The following is a 15,790-nucleotide window of genomic DNA, read 5'->3' as shown; positions in this document are numbered from 1 at the left end:
CTCTCGAGAAGTGTGGGGTGCCAGTTGGAGCAGCCCCTCACCCTAGCCCTCTCCCGAGGGAGAGGGGACTGATCTTGGTTGTTTTCAATGGCCAATTCAGTCAGCAATATTCGTTCAGGCAGATAAATTCATTTCAGACGACTCGGTCAGGCTCCCTCTCCCTCCGGGAGAGGGCGGGGGGTGAGGGTCGGGGTTTCAGGTGCTCCATATTCTTGGCGCGATAGCTTCGCGGCCCAGCAGCGCAGGCCTTAGCAGTCGCCATAAATCAATCAGCCAGGCGCGGGCGAGCAACGCCTCACCGGCCAGACACCGCGCCACCAGCAACCCCGGCAACTGCGTCAAGTCTCCACGCACTTCGTGCCCCAGCGAGCGGCAGCGCTCCAGCAACCCGGCGTCTATCTCACCGGTCACCAGCATCGTTGCGAACACCGGATTGCCATCCAGGCCGATCGGCGAGTCGAGTAAACCGTCCGCACCGACAATGCGCTGCCGTTCGTGCCAGAGCAACTGACCATCGCGGCGGATATCCAGGTGCGCCTGAAAATGCCCGAGGTCAAAACGCTCGCCGCTGGCCGGACGACCGAGCGCCACCACGTCCCAGTAGAACAGCCGCGCATCGCCTTCAAGCTCGATCGTTGTGGCCAACTCGGCCTGCGCGGCGCTGTAGACGATGGTTTCCTGCGGCAGCCATTCCAGGGTCGCGCCGGCAGCGACTTGCAAGTCGAGCTGCTGATACGCCGGCCCGCCCGCGCGATACCACTTGGCGGCGCCGGGGCTGGTGATCTGTGCCCAGGCGTTGTGTTCGACGCGCGCGCTGATGTCCAGCCGATCACCACCGGCAATTCCGCCCGGCGGATGGACGATGATGTGCTGGCAGACCTCGGGGCCTTCGGCGTACAGATGCTTTTGCACGCGCAGCGGGCCGAGGTGGCGGCGCATGACCGGACGCGTGCAATCGCCGAAACGCGCGTAGGCCAGTTCCAGCTCGGCGTGCCAGCTCGGGGTAAACAGGGCAGGTGCAACAATCGAATTCATGGTTTGTGATTATCGTTAGGAAGCTACAGATTAGACCGGCGCGTTAGATCGTGACCAGCCCGCGTACACCTTCGGCCTCCATATTTTCACCGCGACCCTGCTGGACGATCTCGCCCCGCGACATCACCAGGTATTGATCGGCCAGTTCTGCAGCAAAGTCGTAGAACTGCTCGACCAGCAGAATCGCCATGTCACCGCGCGCCGCGAGCTGCTTGATCACCGCGCCGATTTCCTTGATCACCGACGGTTGAATGCCTTCGGTCGGCTCATCAAGAATCAGCAGGCGCGGGCGGCTGGCCAGCGCCCGGCCGATTGCCAGTTGCTGTTGCTGACCGCCGGACAGATCGCCGCCACGGCGCTGCTTCATTTGTAGCAGCACCGGGAACAGTTCGTAGATGAAACCTGGAACTTCTTTGGCTTCTGAGCCTGGAAACCGCGACAGGCCCATCAGCAGATTTTCTTCTACCGTCAGGCGCCCGAAGATCTCACGGCCCTGCGGCACGTAGGCGATACCGGCATGCACACGCTGATGCGGTTTGAACGTGGTGATCGGTTTGCCTTCCCAGTTCACTGCACCTTCCTTGGCCGGCAGCAGGCCCATCAGGCATTTGAGCAGGGTGGTCTTGCCCACGCCGTTACGGCCGAGCAGGCAGGTCACTTCGCCAACCTTCACGTCAAAGCTCAGGCCGCGCAGGATGTGGCTACCGCCGTAGTACTGATGCAGCTTGTCGACTTGCAGCATGTCCAAATTCTCCCCCGGTGATCGTTCCCACGCTCTGCGTGGGAACTCATCCCGTGACGCTCCGCGTCACATAACGGCGGACGCAGAGCGTCCATGGCGGCATTCCCACGCAGAGCGTGGGAACGATCTAGGTCTTCAGCGGCCGAGGTAGACCTCGATCACCCGCTCGTTTTCCTGCACTTGCTCAAGCGAGCCCTCGGCCAGCACGCTGCCCTGATGCAGCACCGTGACGTGGTCGGCAATCGAGCCGACAAAGCCCATGTCGTGCTCGACCACCATCAGCGAATGCTTGCCGGCCAGCGATTTGAACAGCTCGGCGGTGAACTCGGTTTCGGCGTCGGTCATGCCCGCCACCGGTTCGTCGAGCAGGAGCAATTGCGGGTCCTGCATCAGCAACATGCCGATCTCGAGAAACTGCTTCTGGCCGTGGGACAACAACCCGGCCTGGCGATTGACCGAGGTGGTCAGGCGAATCGTCTCGAGCACTTCGCTGATGCGATCCTTCTGCTCGCCACTCAGGCGCGCACGCAAACTGGCCCACACCGACTTGTCGGTCTTCTGCGCCAGCTCCAGGTTTTCGAACACGCTCAAGGCTTCGAACACCGTCGGCTTCTGGAATTTGCGGCCGATGCCGGACTGGGCAATCTGCACTTCGCTCATCTGCGTCAGATCCAGGGTTTCGCCGAACCAGGCCTTGCCGTGGCTGGGCCGGGTCTTGCCGGTGATCACGTCCATCAGCGTGGTCTTGCCCGCGCCGTTGGGGCCGATGATGCAGCGCAGTTCGCCGACGCCGATGTACAGGTTGAGATTGTTCAGCGCACGGAAGCCGTCGAAGCTGACGCTGATGTCTTCCAGGGTCAGGATGGTGCCGTGGCGCGTATCGAGGCCCGGGCCGACGCGCTGGCCGAGGCCGATCGAGTCGCGGCTGGTGCCTTCGTCCTTGTTCGGTTCCACGGGGAAAAACGCCGGCTCCAGCATGAATTCAGCACTCGCTGTGACTCTCATTGTTCACCTCGTTTCTTCAGCAGACCGATCACGCCCTTGGGCAGGTACAACGTCACGACGATGAACAGCGCACCGAGGAAGAACAGCCAGTATTCCGGGAAGGCCACGGTGAACCAGCTCTTCATGCCGTTGACCACGCCGGCGCCGAGCAGCGGCCCGATCAGCGTGCCGCGCCCGCCCAGGGCGACCCACACCGCCGCTTCGATCGAGTTGGTCGGCGACATTTCGCTGGGGTTGATGATGCCGACTTGCGGCACGTACAGCGCTCCGGCGAGACCGCACAGCACCGCACTCAGCACCCAGACGAACAGCTTGAAACCGCGCGGGTCGTAGCCGCAGAACATCAAACGGTTTTCCGCGTCGCGCAACGCCGTCAGCACCCGACCGAACTTGCTTTGCGCCAGGCGCCAGCCGATGAACAGGCTGGCCACCAGCAACAGCACGGTCGCCAGAAACAGCACCGCGCGGGTGCCCGGTTCGGTGATGCCGAAACCGAGAATGGTGCGGAAATTGGTGAAACCGTTGTTGCCGCCAAACCCGGTCTCGTTGCGGAAAAACAGGAGCATGCCGGCGAAGGTCAGCGCCTGGGTCATTATCGAGAAGTACACGCCCTTGATCCGCGAACGGAAGGCGAAAAAGCCGAACACCAGCGCCAGCAGACCCGGCGCCAACACCACCAGACACATGGCCCAGATAAAGCTGCTGGTGCCGGTCCAGTACCACGGCAATTCACTCCACGACAGGAAAGTCATGAACGCTGGCAAGCCATCGCCGGCCGCCTGCCGCATCAGGTACATGCCCATCGCGTACCCGCCGAGGGCGAAGAACAGACCGTGGCCCAGCGACAGCAGGCCGGCATAGCCCCAGACCAGATCCAGCGCCAGGGCGACGATGGCGTAGCAGAGGATTTTGCCGACCAGGGTCAGCGTGTAGGCCGAGACGTGCAGGGCATTGTCTGGCGACAACAACGAGAGCAGCGGCAGAACGATCAGCAGCGCGAGAATCACCCCGCCGACCGCGAGCGTGGCTTTCGGCCCGGCCTTTTGTGTGGCCGTGACTAACAGAGGCTGGTTCATCAGTCGATCACCCGTCCTTTCAGTGCGAAGAGGCCTTGCGGACGTTTCTGAATGAACAGAATGATCAGCGCGAGGATCAGGATCTTGCCGAGCACCGCACCGATCTGCGGTTCGAGAATCTTGTTGGCGATGCCCAGGCCAAATGCCGCCAGCACGCTACCGGCCAATTGGCCGACGCCGCCGAGCACCACCACCAGGAACGAGTCGATGATGTAGCTCTGGCCAAGGTCGGGACCGACGTTGCCGATCTGGCTCAGCGCCACGCCGCCCAAGCCGGCAATGCCCGAGCCGAGACCGAAGGCGAGCATGTCCACGCGCCCGGTCGGCACGCCGCAGCAGGCGGCCATGTTGCGGTTCTGGGTAACGGCGCGCACGTTGAGGCCGAGGCGGGTCTTGTTCAGCAGCAGCCAGGTCAGCACCACCACGAACAATGCGAAAGCGATGATGACGATGCGGTTGTACGGCAGCACCAGGTTCGGCAGCACTTGAATGCCGCCGGACAGCCACGCCGGGTTGGCCACTTCAACGTTCTGCGCCCCGAACAACAAACGCACAAGCTGGATCAGCATCAGGCTGATGCCCCAGGTCGCGAGCAGCGTTTCCAGTGGTCGACCGTAAAGGTGGCGGATGACCGTGCGCTCCAGCGCCATGCCAATGGCGGCGGTGACGAAAAACGCCACTGGCAGCGCGATCAGCGGATAGAACTCGATGGCCTGCGGCGCGTAACGCTGAAACATCAACTGCACGACATAGGTCGAGTAGGCGCCGAGCATGAGCATCTCGCCGTGAGCCATGTTGATCACCCCGAGCAGGCCGAAGGTGATCGCCAGACCGAGGGCGGCGAGCAGCAGAATCGAGCCCAGCGACATGCCGCTGAAGGCTTGACCGAGGACTTCGCCGATCAGCAATTTGCGCTTGACCTGCGCGAGGCTGGTTTCAGCGGCGGTGCGCACGCCGGCATCGCTTTCCACGCCCGGTTCGAGCAGACCTTCAAGGCGCGTGCGTGCCAGCGGGTCGCCGGTTTCACCGAGCAGACGTACCGCCGCGAGGCGCACCGCCGGGTCGCTGTCGACCAGTTGCAGATTGGCCAGCGCCAGGCTCAGGGCGGCATGCACGCTTTCATCTTTTTCCCCAGCGAGTTGCCGGTCGAGAAATTTCAGCTGCGCGGGTTTCGCGCTTTTCTGCAATTGCTGCGCGGCGCCCAGACGGATCTTGCTGTCAGCGGCGAGCAATTGATGGCTGGCCATTGCGGTGTCGATCAGACCCCGCAGGCGATTGTTCAGGCGCAGGGTTTTCGCTTGGCCATCGATCGTCAGCTCGCCTTGTTGCAGGGCGTTGAGCAATTCGATACGCGCCGGATCGGGCTGCGCGGCCCAGGCTTCCAGCAGTTTGGCCTGTTGCATCGGATTGGCCGCGACGAAGTCTTCGGCATCGCCGGCGTGGGCCAGGAGTGGCAGCAACAGTGCGATGGCGAGAAGTACGCGGTGTATGGCAGTGGGCATTAGTGGTGTCCTGTTCAACCGCCCCCTCACCCTAACCCTCTCCCGGAGGGAGAGGGGACTGACCGAGGTGTCTGGACGATGTGCTGCGACCTGCGAACTTGAGTCGAACTCAGGGTTTGAAGAGCATGAAGATCGGCTCCCTTTCCCCCTCTCCCTGAGGGAGAGGGCTGGGGTGAGGGGGAAGTCTCATGCTCGCCTCAAAAACTGAATTCGCCTCAGTTGCTCTTCACCGCATAATCCGGCTTCTTGTCGTTGCCCTGAATGTACGGGCTCCATGGTTGCGCGCGGATCGGGCCTTCGGTCTGCCACACGACGTTGAACTGACCGTCGCTCTGGATTTCGCCGATCATCACGGGCTTGTGCAGGTGGTGATTGGTCTTGTCCATGGTCAACGTGTAACCGGATGGCGCAGCAAAGGTCTGTCCGGCCAGCGCTTCGCGCACTTTGTCGACGTCAGTGGATTTGGCTTTCTCGACCGCCTGCGCCCACATGTGGATGCCGACGTAGGTGGCTTCCATCGGGTCGTTGGTCACGGCTTTATCGGCGCCCGGCAGGTTGTGTTTCTTCGCGTAGGCTTTCCAGTCCGCGACGAATTTCTTGTTCGCAGGGTTCTCCACCGACTCGAAGTAGTTCCACGCCGCGAGGTTGCCCACCAGCGGTTTGGTGTCGATGCCGCGCAGTTCTTCTTCGCCGACCGAGAACGCCACCACCGGTACGTCGGTGGCTTTCAGGCCCTGGTTGGCCAGCTCTTTATAGAACGGCACGTTGGAGTCGCCGTTGACGGTGGAGATGACGGCAGTCTTGCCGCCGGCGGAGAATTTTTTGATGTTGGCAACGATGGTCTGGTAATCGCTGTGACCGAACGGCGTGTAGACCTCTTCGATGTCCTTGTCGGCCACGCCTTTGGAGTGCAGGAATGCGCGCAGGATCTTGTTGGTAGTGCGCGGGTAGACGTAGTCGGTGCCGAGCAGGAAGTAGCGCTTGGCGCTGCCGCCTTCTTCGCTCATCAGGTATTCAACGGCGGGGATCGCTTGCTGGTTCGGCGCGGCGCCGGTGTAGAAGACGTTCGGCGACATCTCTTCGCCTTCGTACTGCACCGGGTAGAACAGCAGACCGTTGAGCTCTTCGAACACCGGCAATACCGATTTGCGCGATACCGAGGTCCAGCAGCCGAACACCACCGCGACCTTGTCCTGGGTCAGCAGCTGTCGGCCCTTTTCGGCGAACAGCGGCCAGTTGGAAGCGGGATCGACCACCACCGGCTCGAGCATCTTGCCGTTCACACCGCCCTTGGCGTTGATCTCGTCGATGGTCATCAGCGCCATGTCCTTGAGCGACGTTTCGGAGATCGCCATGGTCCCGGACAACGAATGCAGAATCCCGACCTTGATGGTCTCGGCGGCCTGGACAGTCCAGGTCATGCCCATCGCGGCAATGGATGCCGTGAGTGTGAAAGCCTTGATCAAACTGCGACGCTTCATTGTGCGATCTCCATGAACATTTGATTTTTTCTGGTTGGCAGATGCGGACGACTGAAGGTGTGTTTTGCAAAGGCTGTGCCCGGTCGCGTTCAGGCAAGAAAATGTCGTGCCAGAGCGCCTGCGCGCTGTGGGCGTGCACCAGGAGGGGACGGTAGTCGGGCGGTGGTGCGTCCAGTTGCGCCAGATTGGGGCGCGGGCTGGCACTCAGATGCGGATACAAAAGCGATAACCCTGTACCACAGCAGGTGAAACCCGACGGCCCACACTCACGCGCTCATCCCGATTCTCAGCGCAGGTTTTTATGAGTCATGTCTCAGGCCGATCCGGTCGTACCGCAAGTTCTTCAGCAACGTTCAAGCTGCCGCCACTGAGCCCGGCCTTTCTGACTGAAGAGGACGCCGCCTATTGGGTGCACACGCGGATTCCACTGAACCCGGACAAAGAGTACGGCAGCGTGATCCTGCTGCGTCCGGACGGGAAATTGCTCGCCACTTCACCCATCGCCGGGCAAGCCACGGGTTTTGACTTCGGCACAATTGTGCAGACCGATGTCCTTGGCGGCATGCTTCATCCGCTGGGCTACCGGTGCGTCGCCAGCGTTCACAGCCATCCGCCGATCCATGCCGAGTTCCGCAATGGCAATCGGCGTCAGGATGAAACACTGCTTCGGCTGTTCATGAGTTTCTATTCAGGCGGCGATTTCATTGGCGATGTGTCGGCGCGGGATTTTTTCCGCAGCGCTTACCTTTCAGGCCCGGATGGCAGCTTGCTCAAATACGTCTCGAGCGGCTCGCCCGAGGAGCGCGACTACTTTCTCTGGCAGCAGTCAGGCGGGCCGTCGGGCCATCCGGCGGGGGCCTATGACGTGATGGCGGTGATCAACAAACTGGCGACCGTGGGTGAACTCAAAGTCATTGTTTCGAATGCCGACTGGGGCTACTCGGTGGGGCGCGTACCTGCGGACTGGAAGGCCGGCGCGTCGTTTTCAAAGGGTGTGGTCACCGAACTGCCGCTGATGACCCGTGTCTGCGTCAATGCCGAACGCGCCGTGCTGGCCGCGTTGAAATCCAGAGGCGCGCAGACGACGGGCCTGATATTGAAAAAATTGGTTGGCGAGGAGTATGTGGCCACCCATGCGCGGCCGGCCGGGCTCGCCGCTTGGGATCCTGAGCGAATATTTCCGGTTGATGCCCAAGGGCAATTGCAGCTGCCCAGGGGGTATTTGCTGGAGGGCTTTTACTTTGCCTCGCGGCCCGACCCTGCACAGTTTTCACCTGGCCAGCCGTGGCTCTACGAGAACTTCTTCACGCCCCGGGAGATCGCCTGGGCTATTGAAGCGAATGCCCGCAGCCAACATCTGGCGCAAGCGGGGCGTGCGTTGTCGCTGTACATGCGGGCGCAGGATCATGCGATGTTGAAGTACCGCTTCAGCGGCGATTCGATCGAAGCGGCACTGAGCGTTACGCAGTCGGACGGCACGGTCAGTGACAACGGTGTGCAGGCAAGGCTGTTGGCCGGCACACTGGATACCCGCGCATTTGTTTCGATGCTGGTACTGGCCGGGACCCTGGAGGTCGTGCGCGGCAGTGCGTTGTGGGCGCATCTGGGGCCGGTGGGTCTGCAATGGCAGCCCTTCGCCAATTTCCCCTGGCCGCGATTGAGCCGGGCTTTTCTGGCGGCCGATGATGCGGTTCGCCATGCCCATGAGCTCGTGGGCATTCGCCGTGATCAGCAGCACGCGGGGTATGTTTTTCAGCGTAGCGACAAGCGTTTCGTGGTGACCGAACCCTTGCCCGGGGATATCGATACGCTCAGCCAGGGGCGGCTTTATCCTCTGGACAATCACGGTCGGCCGGTGTTTCCAGACGACCACACCATGCATGCGCGTTATGTCGCTCACGTTGCGCTTTCGCAACTTGACCCGGTGCATATCCGGTATCTGCGCTGGACCCGTGCCGAGGCTCTGCTGGACGTGCAGATGCTCAACGTTGACGAGCTGCGGCAGACCCTGCTCGACGGGATCGCTCTGTATTGCTCTGGTGCTGGTGACAGCCTGATCAGGTTCCAGCCCTACACCACCATCGTCGCCAGAGAGCTGGCCAGACGCCTCGGCACTGGCAAGCACCCGGGCGAGCTAGCCAGTGCGCTGCGCAACGGCACTGAACGGCCACAAGCCTTTGTGCGTGAACAGGCGCAGGCCGGCGTCTTGTTCAACCTGATCGATCACGCACTGTGGGGCTATCGCGGGCAAATCGGCGCTGACTGGAGCCTGCCAATAGCGTCAGTGGCTGAACCAGGCGAGTCTGAGCCGCCGCTGCCGACGTTACCGAAACCGTCATTGCCAGATCTCTCTTTGCAGCCATATTCGCCAACGCAAGTGCCTGCGCCTGGCGCCACGACAATGCCGTGGAAGCGTCCTGCGAGGATTTTCTTTGGTGCGGTGTTTTCCTCGGCGGACGAGGCAGCACTGAGTCAATCCAGTACTGACGTGTATTTGCACGACGAAAAGAAAACCTGGTTCGGCTTCATCCTCAAGCACGTGGGGCGGGAGGAATACATCGCCAGCGAGCTGATACCCGTCAGCGATAGCGGCACTAATCTGTTTCGTCAGGAGTCGGTGTTCAGTTCCAGCAGGACGGCTCCCTGGTATCAGTACCCGGATGGCTTCGACCTGCATGCCGTGTATTACATGCACCAGCGAATCGGGGAAACCTTGCGCCATCCCCAGGACTGGCTCGCGCATTACTTCGTCACGCCAGAGACGCTGACCGTTGCCATGTATCTCTCCGAGCGGCGCCCGGTCGTCGCCACTGGCCGGCACAGGACTTTGTATATCGCCACTGGTGATGGTGCTCTGCTCAGGTATGTGTTCAACAGCTCCAGCAAGTTGTTCTACGACGACAGCTCGCAGACGACGCTGCAAACGCTCAAGGACGATCTCGCTGCGCAAAGGCTGTTGCCATCCGACTTCGTGCACACCGTGGTCGACAGTGGTCAACTTGACGTGCTGCGTACGAGTCTGTGCTGGGACCGGCCGGGTTTGGTCAAGAAAACCTGGCAGCCTTACGCGAATCTGCAGCGACGCGCCCTGGGGCCGGTTTTTCACAGTGCCGACGATGCGGCGGTGCATGCCCGATCGCTGTTGCCGCAGAGCACCGACAAGCTCTATGGCGGTGTCATTCTGAAACGCTCCGACGGCCTCTACGTCGCTACCTCGCCGATTGAAGTGACACGCGAAAATTTCGACAGTAGCGAGATCATCGCCGACGAGACTCGCGCTGCCGGACTGTTTCCAGAAAATTGCCGGATCGTTGCGCGTTACCGCTCCAGAGTCCCGAGGGAGCTGTCGGTAGCGTTTTCGGCCATCGACAAACAGATCTACTTGAACATGCTGTCGGTCGACACCTTGTACTCGGCATTCACCCGCAAGCCTGTGGTCTGGGATGAATACCTGTTTGCGCCGGACGGTGCGACGATTCGCTATCAGCCTGGGTTGTGGGAGCGTCTGCGCGCCGATCTGTCGATTGCCCTGACGGCAAGCAATAGCCTGCCCGCATCACTGGATGGCGAGACCATCAAGCAGCGCCTTTACAGCGGTGAATTGAAACCGATCGACTGGATCGACTCGCTCGCCAGAACCGGTTATTTGCAGGTCGTCACCGGCAGTGACCTGTGGGGCCTGCCCCGGCAAGTATCGCGCTGGGTGCCGTTCTCCGCCGATCTGCAGATCGTGACGGATTACAGCAAAGCCGCTACTGCGGCGGTGTGCGGCCCGTTATTTCTTCAGGCGGATGCGGCCGCTAGATACGTCCATGAGCTGGCGGTGAGCCGCGATACGCAGACTTTCGGTGTCATCCTGCGCTCGGACGGCAGTGTGTTTCTTGCCAGTCTGCCGCTGACTGCACAACGGTCTGCGCTGGCTCTGGACCGGATTTTCGAGCACGGGCGACTGCCATCAGGCTTTCTGCTGGATTCGATTTATCTGCGCGCCGTCCTGCCACCGCTTGGCGCACGGCCCAGGGATATCCGGCATGTGCTGATCATGCCCAGCGAAGTCCAGCAGGCGTGTCGACGGGCCAGTACGCCACAGGGTTACAAGCCGATCTACTTCTCCTGCGCCGACGGAGCGCTGCTGAGGCTGCAACTGCACGCGTTCGAGCCCGGCACGTTCTTCGACCGGTTCGGGCAAGTGGAATTGCGCCCCAACGCTTTTGTGTCAATGGAGCAGGCGGCGATTGATGAACGCAACAACAGCAAGGGCACTTTCAGCCTTGTCGAATACGTAAATCGGATGGCGCGAGCCGGTGACCTGCATGTCATTGAAACCAGCGCCTGCTGGTCTCGCCGTGGTCGGGTCGGGGAGGACTGGCAACCGGGCCTTGCCGAGATATCTCGTGAGCGCCATTGGCAAAATCATCCGGTTCCGGCGCTGGGACCGATCTTCCAGCATCCCGACGATGCTGCCCGCTATGCCCAGCAACGGACCGACAATGAAATACTCGCTCGGACCGGCTATGAGGGCGCGGTTCTCGGGGAAGACTCCGGCCAGCGCTTTGTCCCGCTGGAGCCTGTTGCGTGGTTCGCCAACGAGGAGAATCTTCGTCTGCGTCTTTTCCGTACTGCCGAGGACCCTGCGACCGACTGGCGCCGACCGGCACCGCGCTTCCCTGACGGTTATGCCGTCGTGGCCAGTCATCAATTCAGCCTGTCGGGCAATACCTTGCTGGTCGCTGACAACGAACAGATCCGCAGTAATTTCGCCGAACCCGCGCTGGTGTATGCACACACCCACGAGTTGAAAAACCAAGGTTTCGATATTCGTGGGTATTACTACTCCACGCCCGGCCATGAGTTGCTCAAATACACGCCAGTGTACTCAGACGCCGAACGGGATCTGCTGCTGACCCGTTCGGTCGTTTATGAAAACGGGCGATGGGTCAGCCGCCTCACGCCTGGGCAATTTGTCTCGCGACTCCTGCAATTGGGCGAATTTCAGGTGTTGGTGGCAGGCGCGTATTGGCGCCATACCGGGCACCTGGGCAGTGGTTGGCGAATCCGTCGGCAGCAGCCGGCGGCCGAAGGTGCCGTGCGGATCAGAGATGAGTTGTAATTCGCATGCCGAGTCGAGCGCGGGCCACTGAGCCCGCGCCACACTATCAGCGCGGTAGATCGACGGTGCGCCGGGCGACTCGTGGCAAGACGAACCGGTCAAGCAACCACACGAACAGCAGCGAAGCCCCCACCAGCGGAAACACCACCGCCAGCACCAGCATGATCGCCACGCCGGTTTTCCATGTCGGCAAATCATGGCGCAACGGCGGCACGCCGAACTTGCCTTCAGGCCGACGCTTCCACCAGATCACCACGCCGCTGACGGCGCTGAGCAGAATCATCAGGCAGATCAGCAGCACGACGATCTGGTTGAAGGTGCCGAACATCTTGCCTTCGTGCAGCATCACGCCGATTTCCGTGGCGCGAGCAACGGTGCCGTAGTGCTCGAAACGCACATCGGCGAGGACCTTGCCGGTGTACTGATCGACGTGCAGGGTGGCGTCGTTGCGCGGGTCATCGGCGAACACGGCAATGGTGAACACGCCGGTGGCGGTGGTCGGCAGGGTGATGCTGTAGCCGGGCTCGACCTTGCGCTCACTGGCGATGTTCTGCACATCCTGCAGGCTGACTTCGGGTGCTGCGGGACCGGCATGGGCATTGCCGTGATTCATGTGTTCGGCGTGGTCGCCGGACATCGGCATCGGTGTGTTTTCCATCGCCCACGGCACGGTCTGGCGGGTCGCGCTGTTGAGGCTGCGCGCCTCGATGTCGGAGGTCGGCACGTTGTCCCACATGGCGGCTGGAAACACGTTCCACACCTGCGCGTATTGCTTGCCCCAGAAACCGGTCCAGGTCATGCCGCTGAGCAACATCACCAGCAGCAATGTTGCGCCCCAGAACCCGGTGACCGCATGCAGATCGCGCCACAACACTCGACCTCGGCTGTTCAAACGCGGCCATAGAATGCCCGCCGCCTGACCGCGCGGCCACCACAGAAACAGCCCCGAGACCACCAGCACCACGCCCCAGCCAGCGGCCATTTCGATCAGCCGATCGCCGACCGTACCAATCATCAATTCGCCGTGGATCGCACGGGCGATGGCTTGCAGATTCTGCTTGGCATCCTGCTCGCCGAGGATGTCACCGTGGTACGGATCGACGAACACGTTGAGTTCGTGACCTGCATTTTTCACCACGAATTGCGCGCTGCGCTCGGCATTCACCGGCGGCAGGTACTGAGTGACCTGGCCTTGCGGATAGGCAGCTTTCACCCGTTGCAGCAAGTCATCGGCCGGCACTGTGTGGTGCCCGGCCGGTACTTCGAGCAGGCTGCTGTACATCAGCAAATCGAGCTGCGGTTTGAACAGATAAATGATCCCGGTCAGGGCCAGCATCACCATGAACGGTGCGACGAACAGCCCGGCATAGAAATGCCAGCGCCAGGCCAGGTTGTAGAAATTGGGTTGAGGCTTTTGCATCACGTGTGCTCCGCTTGGCTTGGTTCTTTTCGTTGTCTGTTTACCTGTGGGAGCGAGCCTGCTCGCGAAGCGGTTGTTCAGTCGATATCAATGCCGACCGTGGCGCCGTCTTCGCGAGCAGGCTCGCTCCCACATGGGTAGGTGTTGGTGTCAGAAACTCATATCCACTTTGGTCCAGAGCGTGCGCCCCGGTTCATTAATTGCCTGTGGGTCATTGGCCGGGTAACCGAACCCCGCGTTGCCAGCCAGGTTCAGGTGCTCGGCGTAGGCTTTGCCGAACAGGTTGTCGACGCCGCTGCTGACCTTCCAGTGCTGGTTGATGCGGTACGCGCCGTTGAGCGAGAACACGCCGAAGCCCGAGCTCTGGGCGTAATCCTTGCCGACCACGTTGCCCTTGTTCGCGTCGATGCGGTGCTGCGCGGCGACCACTCGCCAGAGTGCGCCGGCGCTCCAGTTGTCTTGGCTGTAGGTCAGGCCGAAACGCGCATCCAGCGGTGGCATCTGCGGCAGGGCCGAGCCGTCACTGCTGTTCTTGCCCCAGGCATAGGCCAAGGTCGCATCGGCTTTCCAGTTGTCGGTGAGGTTGTAGGCAGCTCCCAGTTCGCCACCCATGATCCGCGCGTCGATGTTCTCGGCGCGCGAGGTGCTCATGCCCATCATTCCCGGCGTGTAGTCGAACAGGATGTAATCGCGTACCACACCGATGTAACCCGAGGCCCAGGCTTCGAGGTCGGCGCTCTTGTAGTTCACGCCAAAGTCGAGCTGCGTGGTCTTTTCCGGTTTGATCGAGTCGAACGCATTGACCGATCCTGCCGGGCCGGACTTGGGTGAAAACAACTCCCAGTAATCCGGGAAGCGTTGCGCGTGGCCGAGGCCTGCATAGAGCGTGGTCGGGCTGTCGGCGAGGTCATGCTCGTAACGGATGAAGCCGCTGGGCAGGGTGTCGGCGCGGGTGTCGTCGGCGGTCGGGTTGGGGCGGGACATCATCCCCGAGCCGGTGGTCTGCCGGTAATCCTCGGCCGAAGCACGGTCGACACGGGCGCCAGTGATCAGGCGATCACGCTCGGCGGCGTACCAGGTCATTTCGCTGAACACGCCGTAGTTATGGAAATCGGCGTCCTTGCTGTACGGCAGCTGCTTGTAGGTATCGACGCCCATTGCACTGCGCTGACGGTGCTCGTTGGTCTGTGCGTCGAGGCCGGCGATCAGCTGAACATCAGCCCAGCGCCAGGTCGCCTTGAGCCGCGCGCCGAGGGTGCGACGGTCGACGTTGGACGCCATGGGCCCTGCCATCATCCCGGTGCCGGACGGGGTGCGCAGGGTGTAGTTATCCATCACATGGTCGGCGTAGTTGTAGTAGACCTGCGCCTCGAGTTTTTCCAGCACCTCGCTGATGTTGGATTTCTCGAAACGCAGGCCGAGGCTTTCGCGCAGGAATTGCGAACCGTCCATGCCGCGCCCGGCATACCGCGCCTCGCCGTCGCCCTTGCCGGCGGTGAGTTCGATCAAGGTGTCGGCATCCGGCGTCCAGCCCAGTGCGACATCGCCGTTCCACTTGTCGTAACGCGAGGCGACGATGTCGTTGTTGCCATCGCGGTAATCATCCGAATGCGCGGTGTTGCCGATGACGCGCACGTAGCCCAACGGACCGCCGGCAGCCGCGTCGACAACCTTGTCGAAACGCCCATGCGAGCCAGCCAGGATGCTGGCGTTGACGCGAGTGCCGAGTTCGCCGAAGTTCTCCGGCTCACGGTCGAACAGCACCGTACCGGCCGATGCGCCCGGCCCCCAGAGGACAGTCTGCGGGCCTTTGATCACCGTGAGTTTGTCGTAGGTTTCCGGTGAAATATACGAAGTCGGCGCGTCCATCCGGCCAGGGCAAGCGCCGAGCATCATGCTACCGTTGGTGAGGATATTCAGGCGCGAACCAAACATGCCGCGCAGCACCGGATCGCCGTTGGTGCCGCCATTGCGCACCAGAGCGAAGCCGGGAATGGTCTTCAGGTAATCGCCACCGTCACTGGCCGGCACCGGTTGGCGCGGATCCTTGGGGTTGGTGACGATCGTCAGTGGCGAGCTTGGGGCGATGGCAGTGATCACCGTCGGGCTCAGTTCATTTCCGTGGCCGGTGTGATCATCAGCCAACGCCAGCGGTGTCAGCAGCACGCCGCAAAGGACGGCAATAGCGTGCCTGCAACGAATCCGCGATTCATTCAGGGCAAAGTGCGCGCGGGCAGATTGCGCGCAGGGGACAGCAGTAAACCTGGACATGACAATTTCCATCGAACAGTCGTAAACACCACGGCCGGCAGCCTGGAGCTGTCTTCTCAACCGTGTGCAATCAGAGGTGCGTGTTTACGTGGCGATGGGCGGGGCGCGGGTGCGGGCGCCGGGGAAGAAGGGTTGGCGGGCATGGCCC

General features: G+C 61.7%; 9 protein-coding genes. 1 reads left to right on the top strand and 8 read right to left on the bottom strand.

Going from position 1 to position 15,790, the window contains the following annotated elements; all coding sequences use genetic code 11:
• Nucleotides 1-195: 195 nt before the first annotated feature.
• The 6 genes from D8U70_RS17015 to urtA form a co-directional block, all read right to left on the bottom strand.
• The gene (locus D8U70_RS17015) at nucleotides 196-1,035 is read right to left on the bottom strand and encodes an urease accessory protein UreD (RefSeq protein WP_073471746.1); all 840 of its coding nucleotides are present in this window, start codon (nucleotides 1,033-1,035) and stop codon (nucleotides 196-198) included.
• Between the two features lie 43 nt (nucleotides 1,036-1,078).
• A complete protein-coding gene (urtE, locus tag D8U70_RS17010; RefSeq protein WP_016771889.1) occupies nucleotides 1,079-1,777 on the bottom strand; it encodes an urea ABC transporter ATP-binding subunit UrtE in 699 nt (232 codons plus the stop codon).
• A 135-nt stretch (nucleotides 1,778-1,912) separates the two neighbouring features.
• Nucleotides 1,913-2,755 carry an urea ABC transporter ATP-binding protein UrtD gene (gene urtD / locus D8U70_RS17005; RefSeq protein ID WP_172834043.1) on the bottom strand — a complete coding sequence of 281 codons (843 nt, stop codon included), beginning with the start codon at nucleotides 2,753-2,755 and terminating at the stop codon, nucleotides 1,913-1,915.
• Nucleotides 2,756-2,778: 23 nt separating this feature from the next.
• The gene (gene urtC, locus D8U70_RS17000) at nucleotides 2,779-3,858 is read right to left on the bottom strand and encodes an urea ABC transporter permease subunit UrtC (protein WP_016771887.1); all 1,080 of its coding nucleotides are present in this window, start codon (nucleotides 3,856-3,858) and stop codon (nucleotides 2,779-2,781) included.
• Nucleotides 3,858-5,360 carry an urea ABC transporter permease subunit UrtB gene (gene urtB / locus D8U70_RS16995; protein WP_122707780.1) on the bottom strand — a complete coding sequence of 501 codons (1,503 nt, stop codon included), beginning with the start codon at nucleotides 5,358-5,360 and terminating at the stop codon, nucleotides 3,858-3,860. The genes urtC and urtB overlap by 1 nt, the downstream gene beginning before the upstream one ends.
• Before the next feature lie 215 nt (nucleotides 5,361-5,575).
• A complete protein-coding gene (gene urtA, locus D8U70_RS16990) occupies nucleotides 5,576-6,841 on the bottom strand; it encodes an urea ABC transporter substrate-binding protein (protein WP_016771886.1) in 1,266 nt (421 codons plus the stop codon).
• 301 nt (nucleotides 6,842-7,142) lie between these two features.
• On the opposite strand from urtA, the gene D8U70_RS16985 reads away from it, so the two are divergent.
• Nucleotides 7,143-11,951: a DUF4329 domain-containing protein gene (locus D8U70_RS16985; protein WP_130929363.1), complete on the top strand. Its 4,809-nt coding sequence runs from the start codon at nucleotides 7,143-7,145 to the stop codon at nucleotides 11,949-11,951.
• Nucleotides 11,952-11,997: 46 nt separating this feature from the next.
• Here D8U70_RS16985 and D8U70_RS16980 read toward each other — a convergent pair whose 3' ends face one another.
• Entirely contained in the window at nucleotides 11,998-13,371 is a 1,374-nt protein-coding gene (locus D8U70_RS16980; protein WP_130929362.1) for a PepSY domain-containing protein, read from the bottom strand.
• Between the two features lie 150 nt (nucleotides 13,372-13,521).
• Complete coding sequence (locus D8U70_RS16975; protein WP_130929361.1) at nucleotides 13,522-15,642, bottom strand: TonB-dependent copper receptor; 2,121 nt, start codon at nucleotides 15,640-15,642, stop codon at nucleotides 13,522-13,524.
• Nucleotides 15,643-15,790 lie beyond the last annotated feature (148 nt).

The sequence above is a fragment of the Pseudomonas sp. Sample_20 genome (assembly GCF_004307585.1).
Lineage (GTDB): Bacteria > Pseudomonadota > Gammaproteobacteria > Pseudomonadales > Pseudomonadaceae > Aquipseudomonas > Aquipseudomonas atacamensis.
Note: the sequence above shows the minus strand (reverse complement) of the source record. Positions and strands in the feature narration are given on the sequence as shown.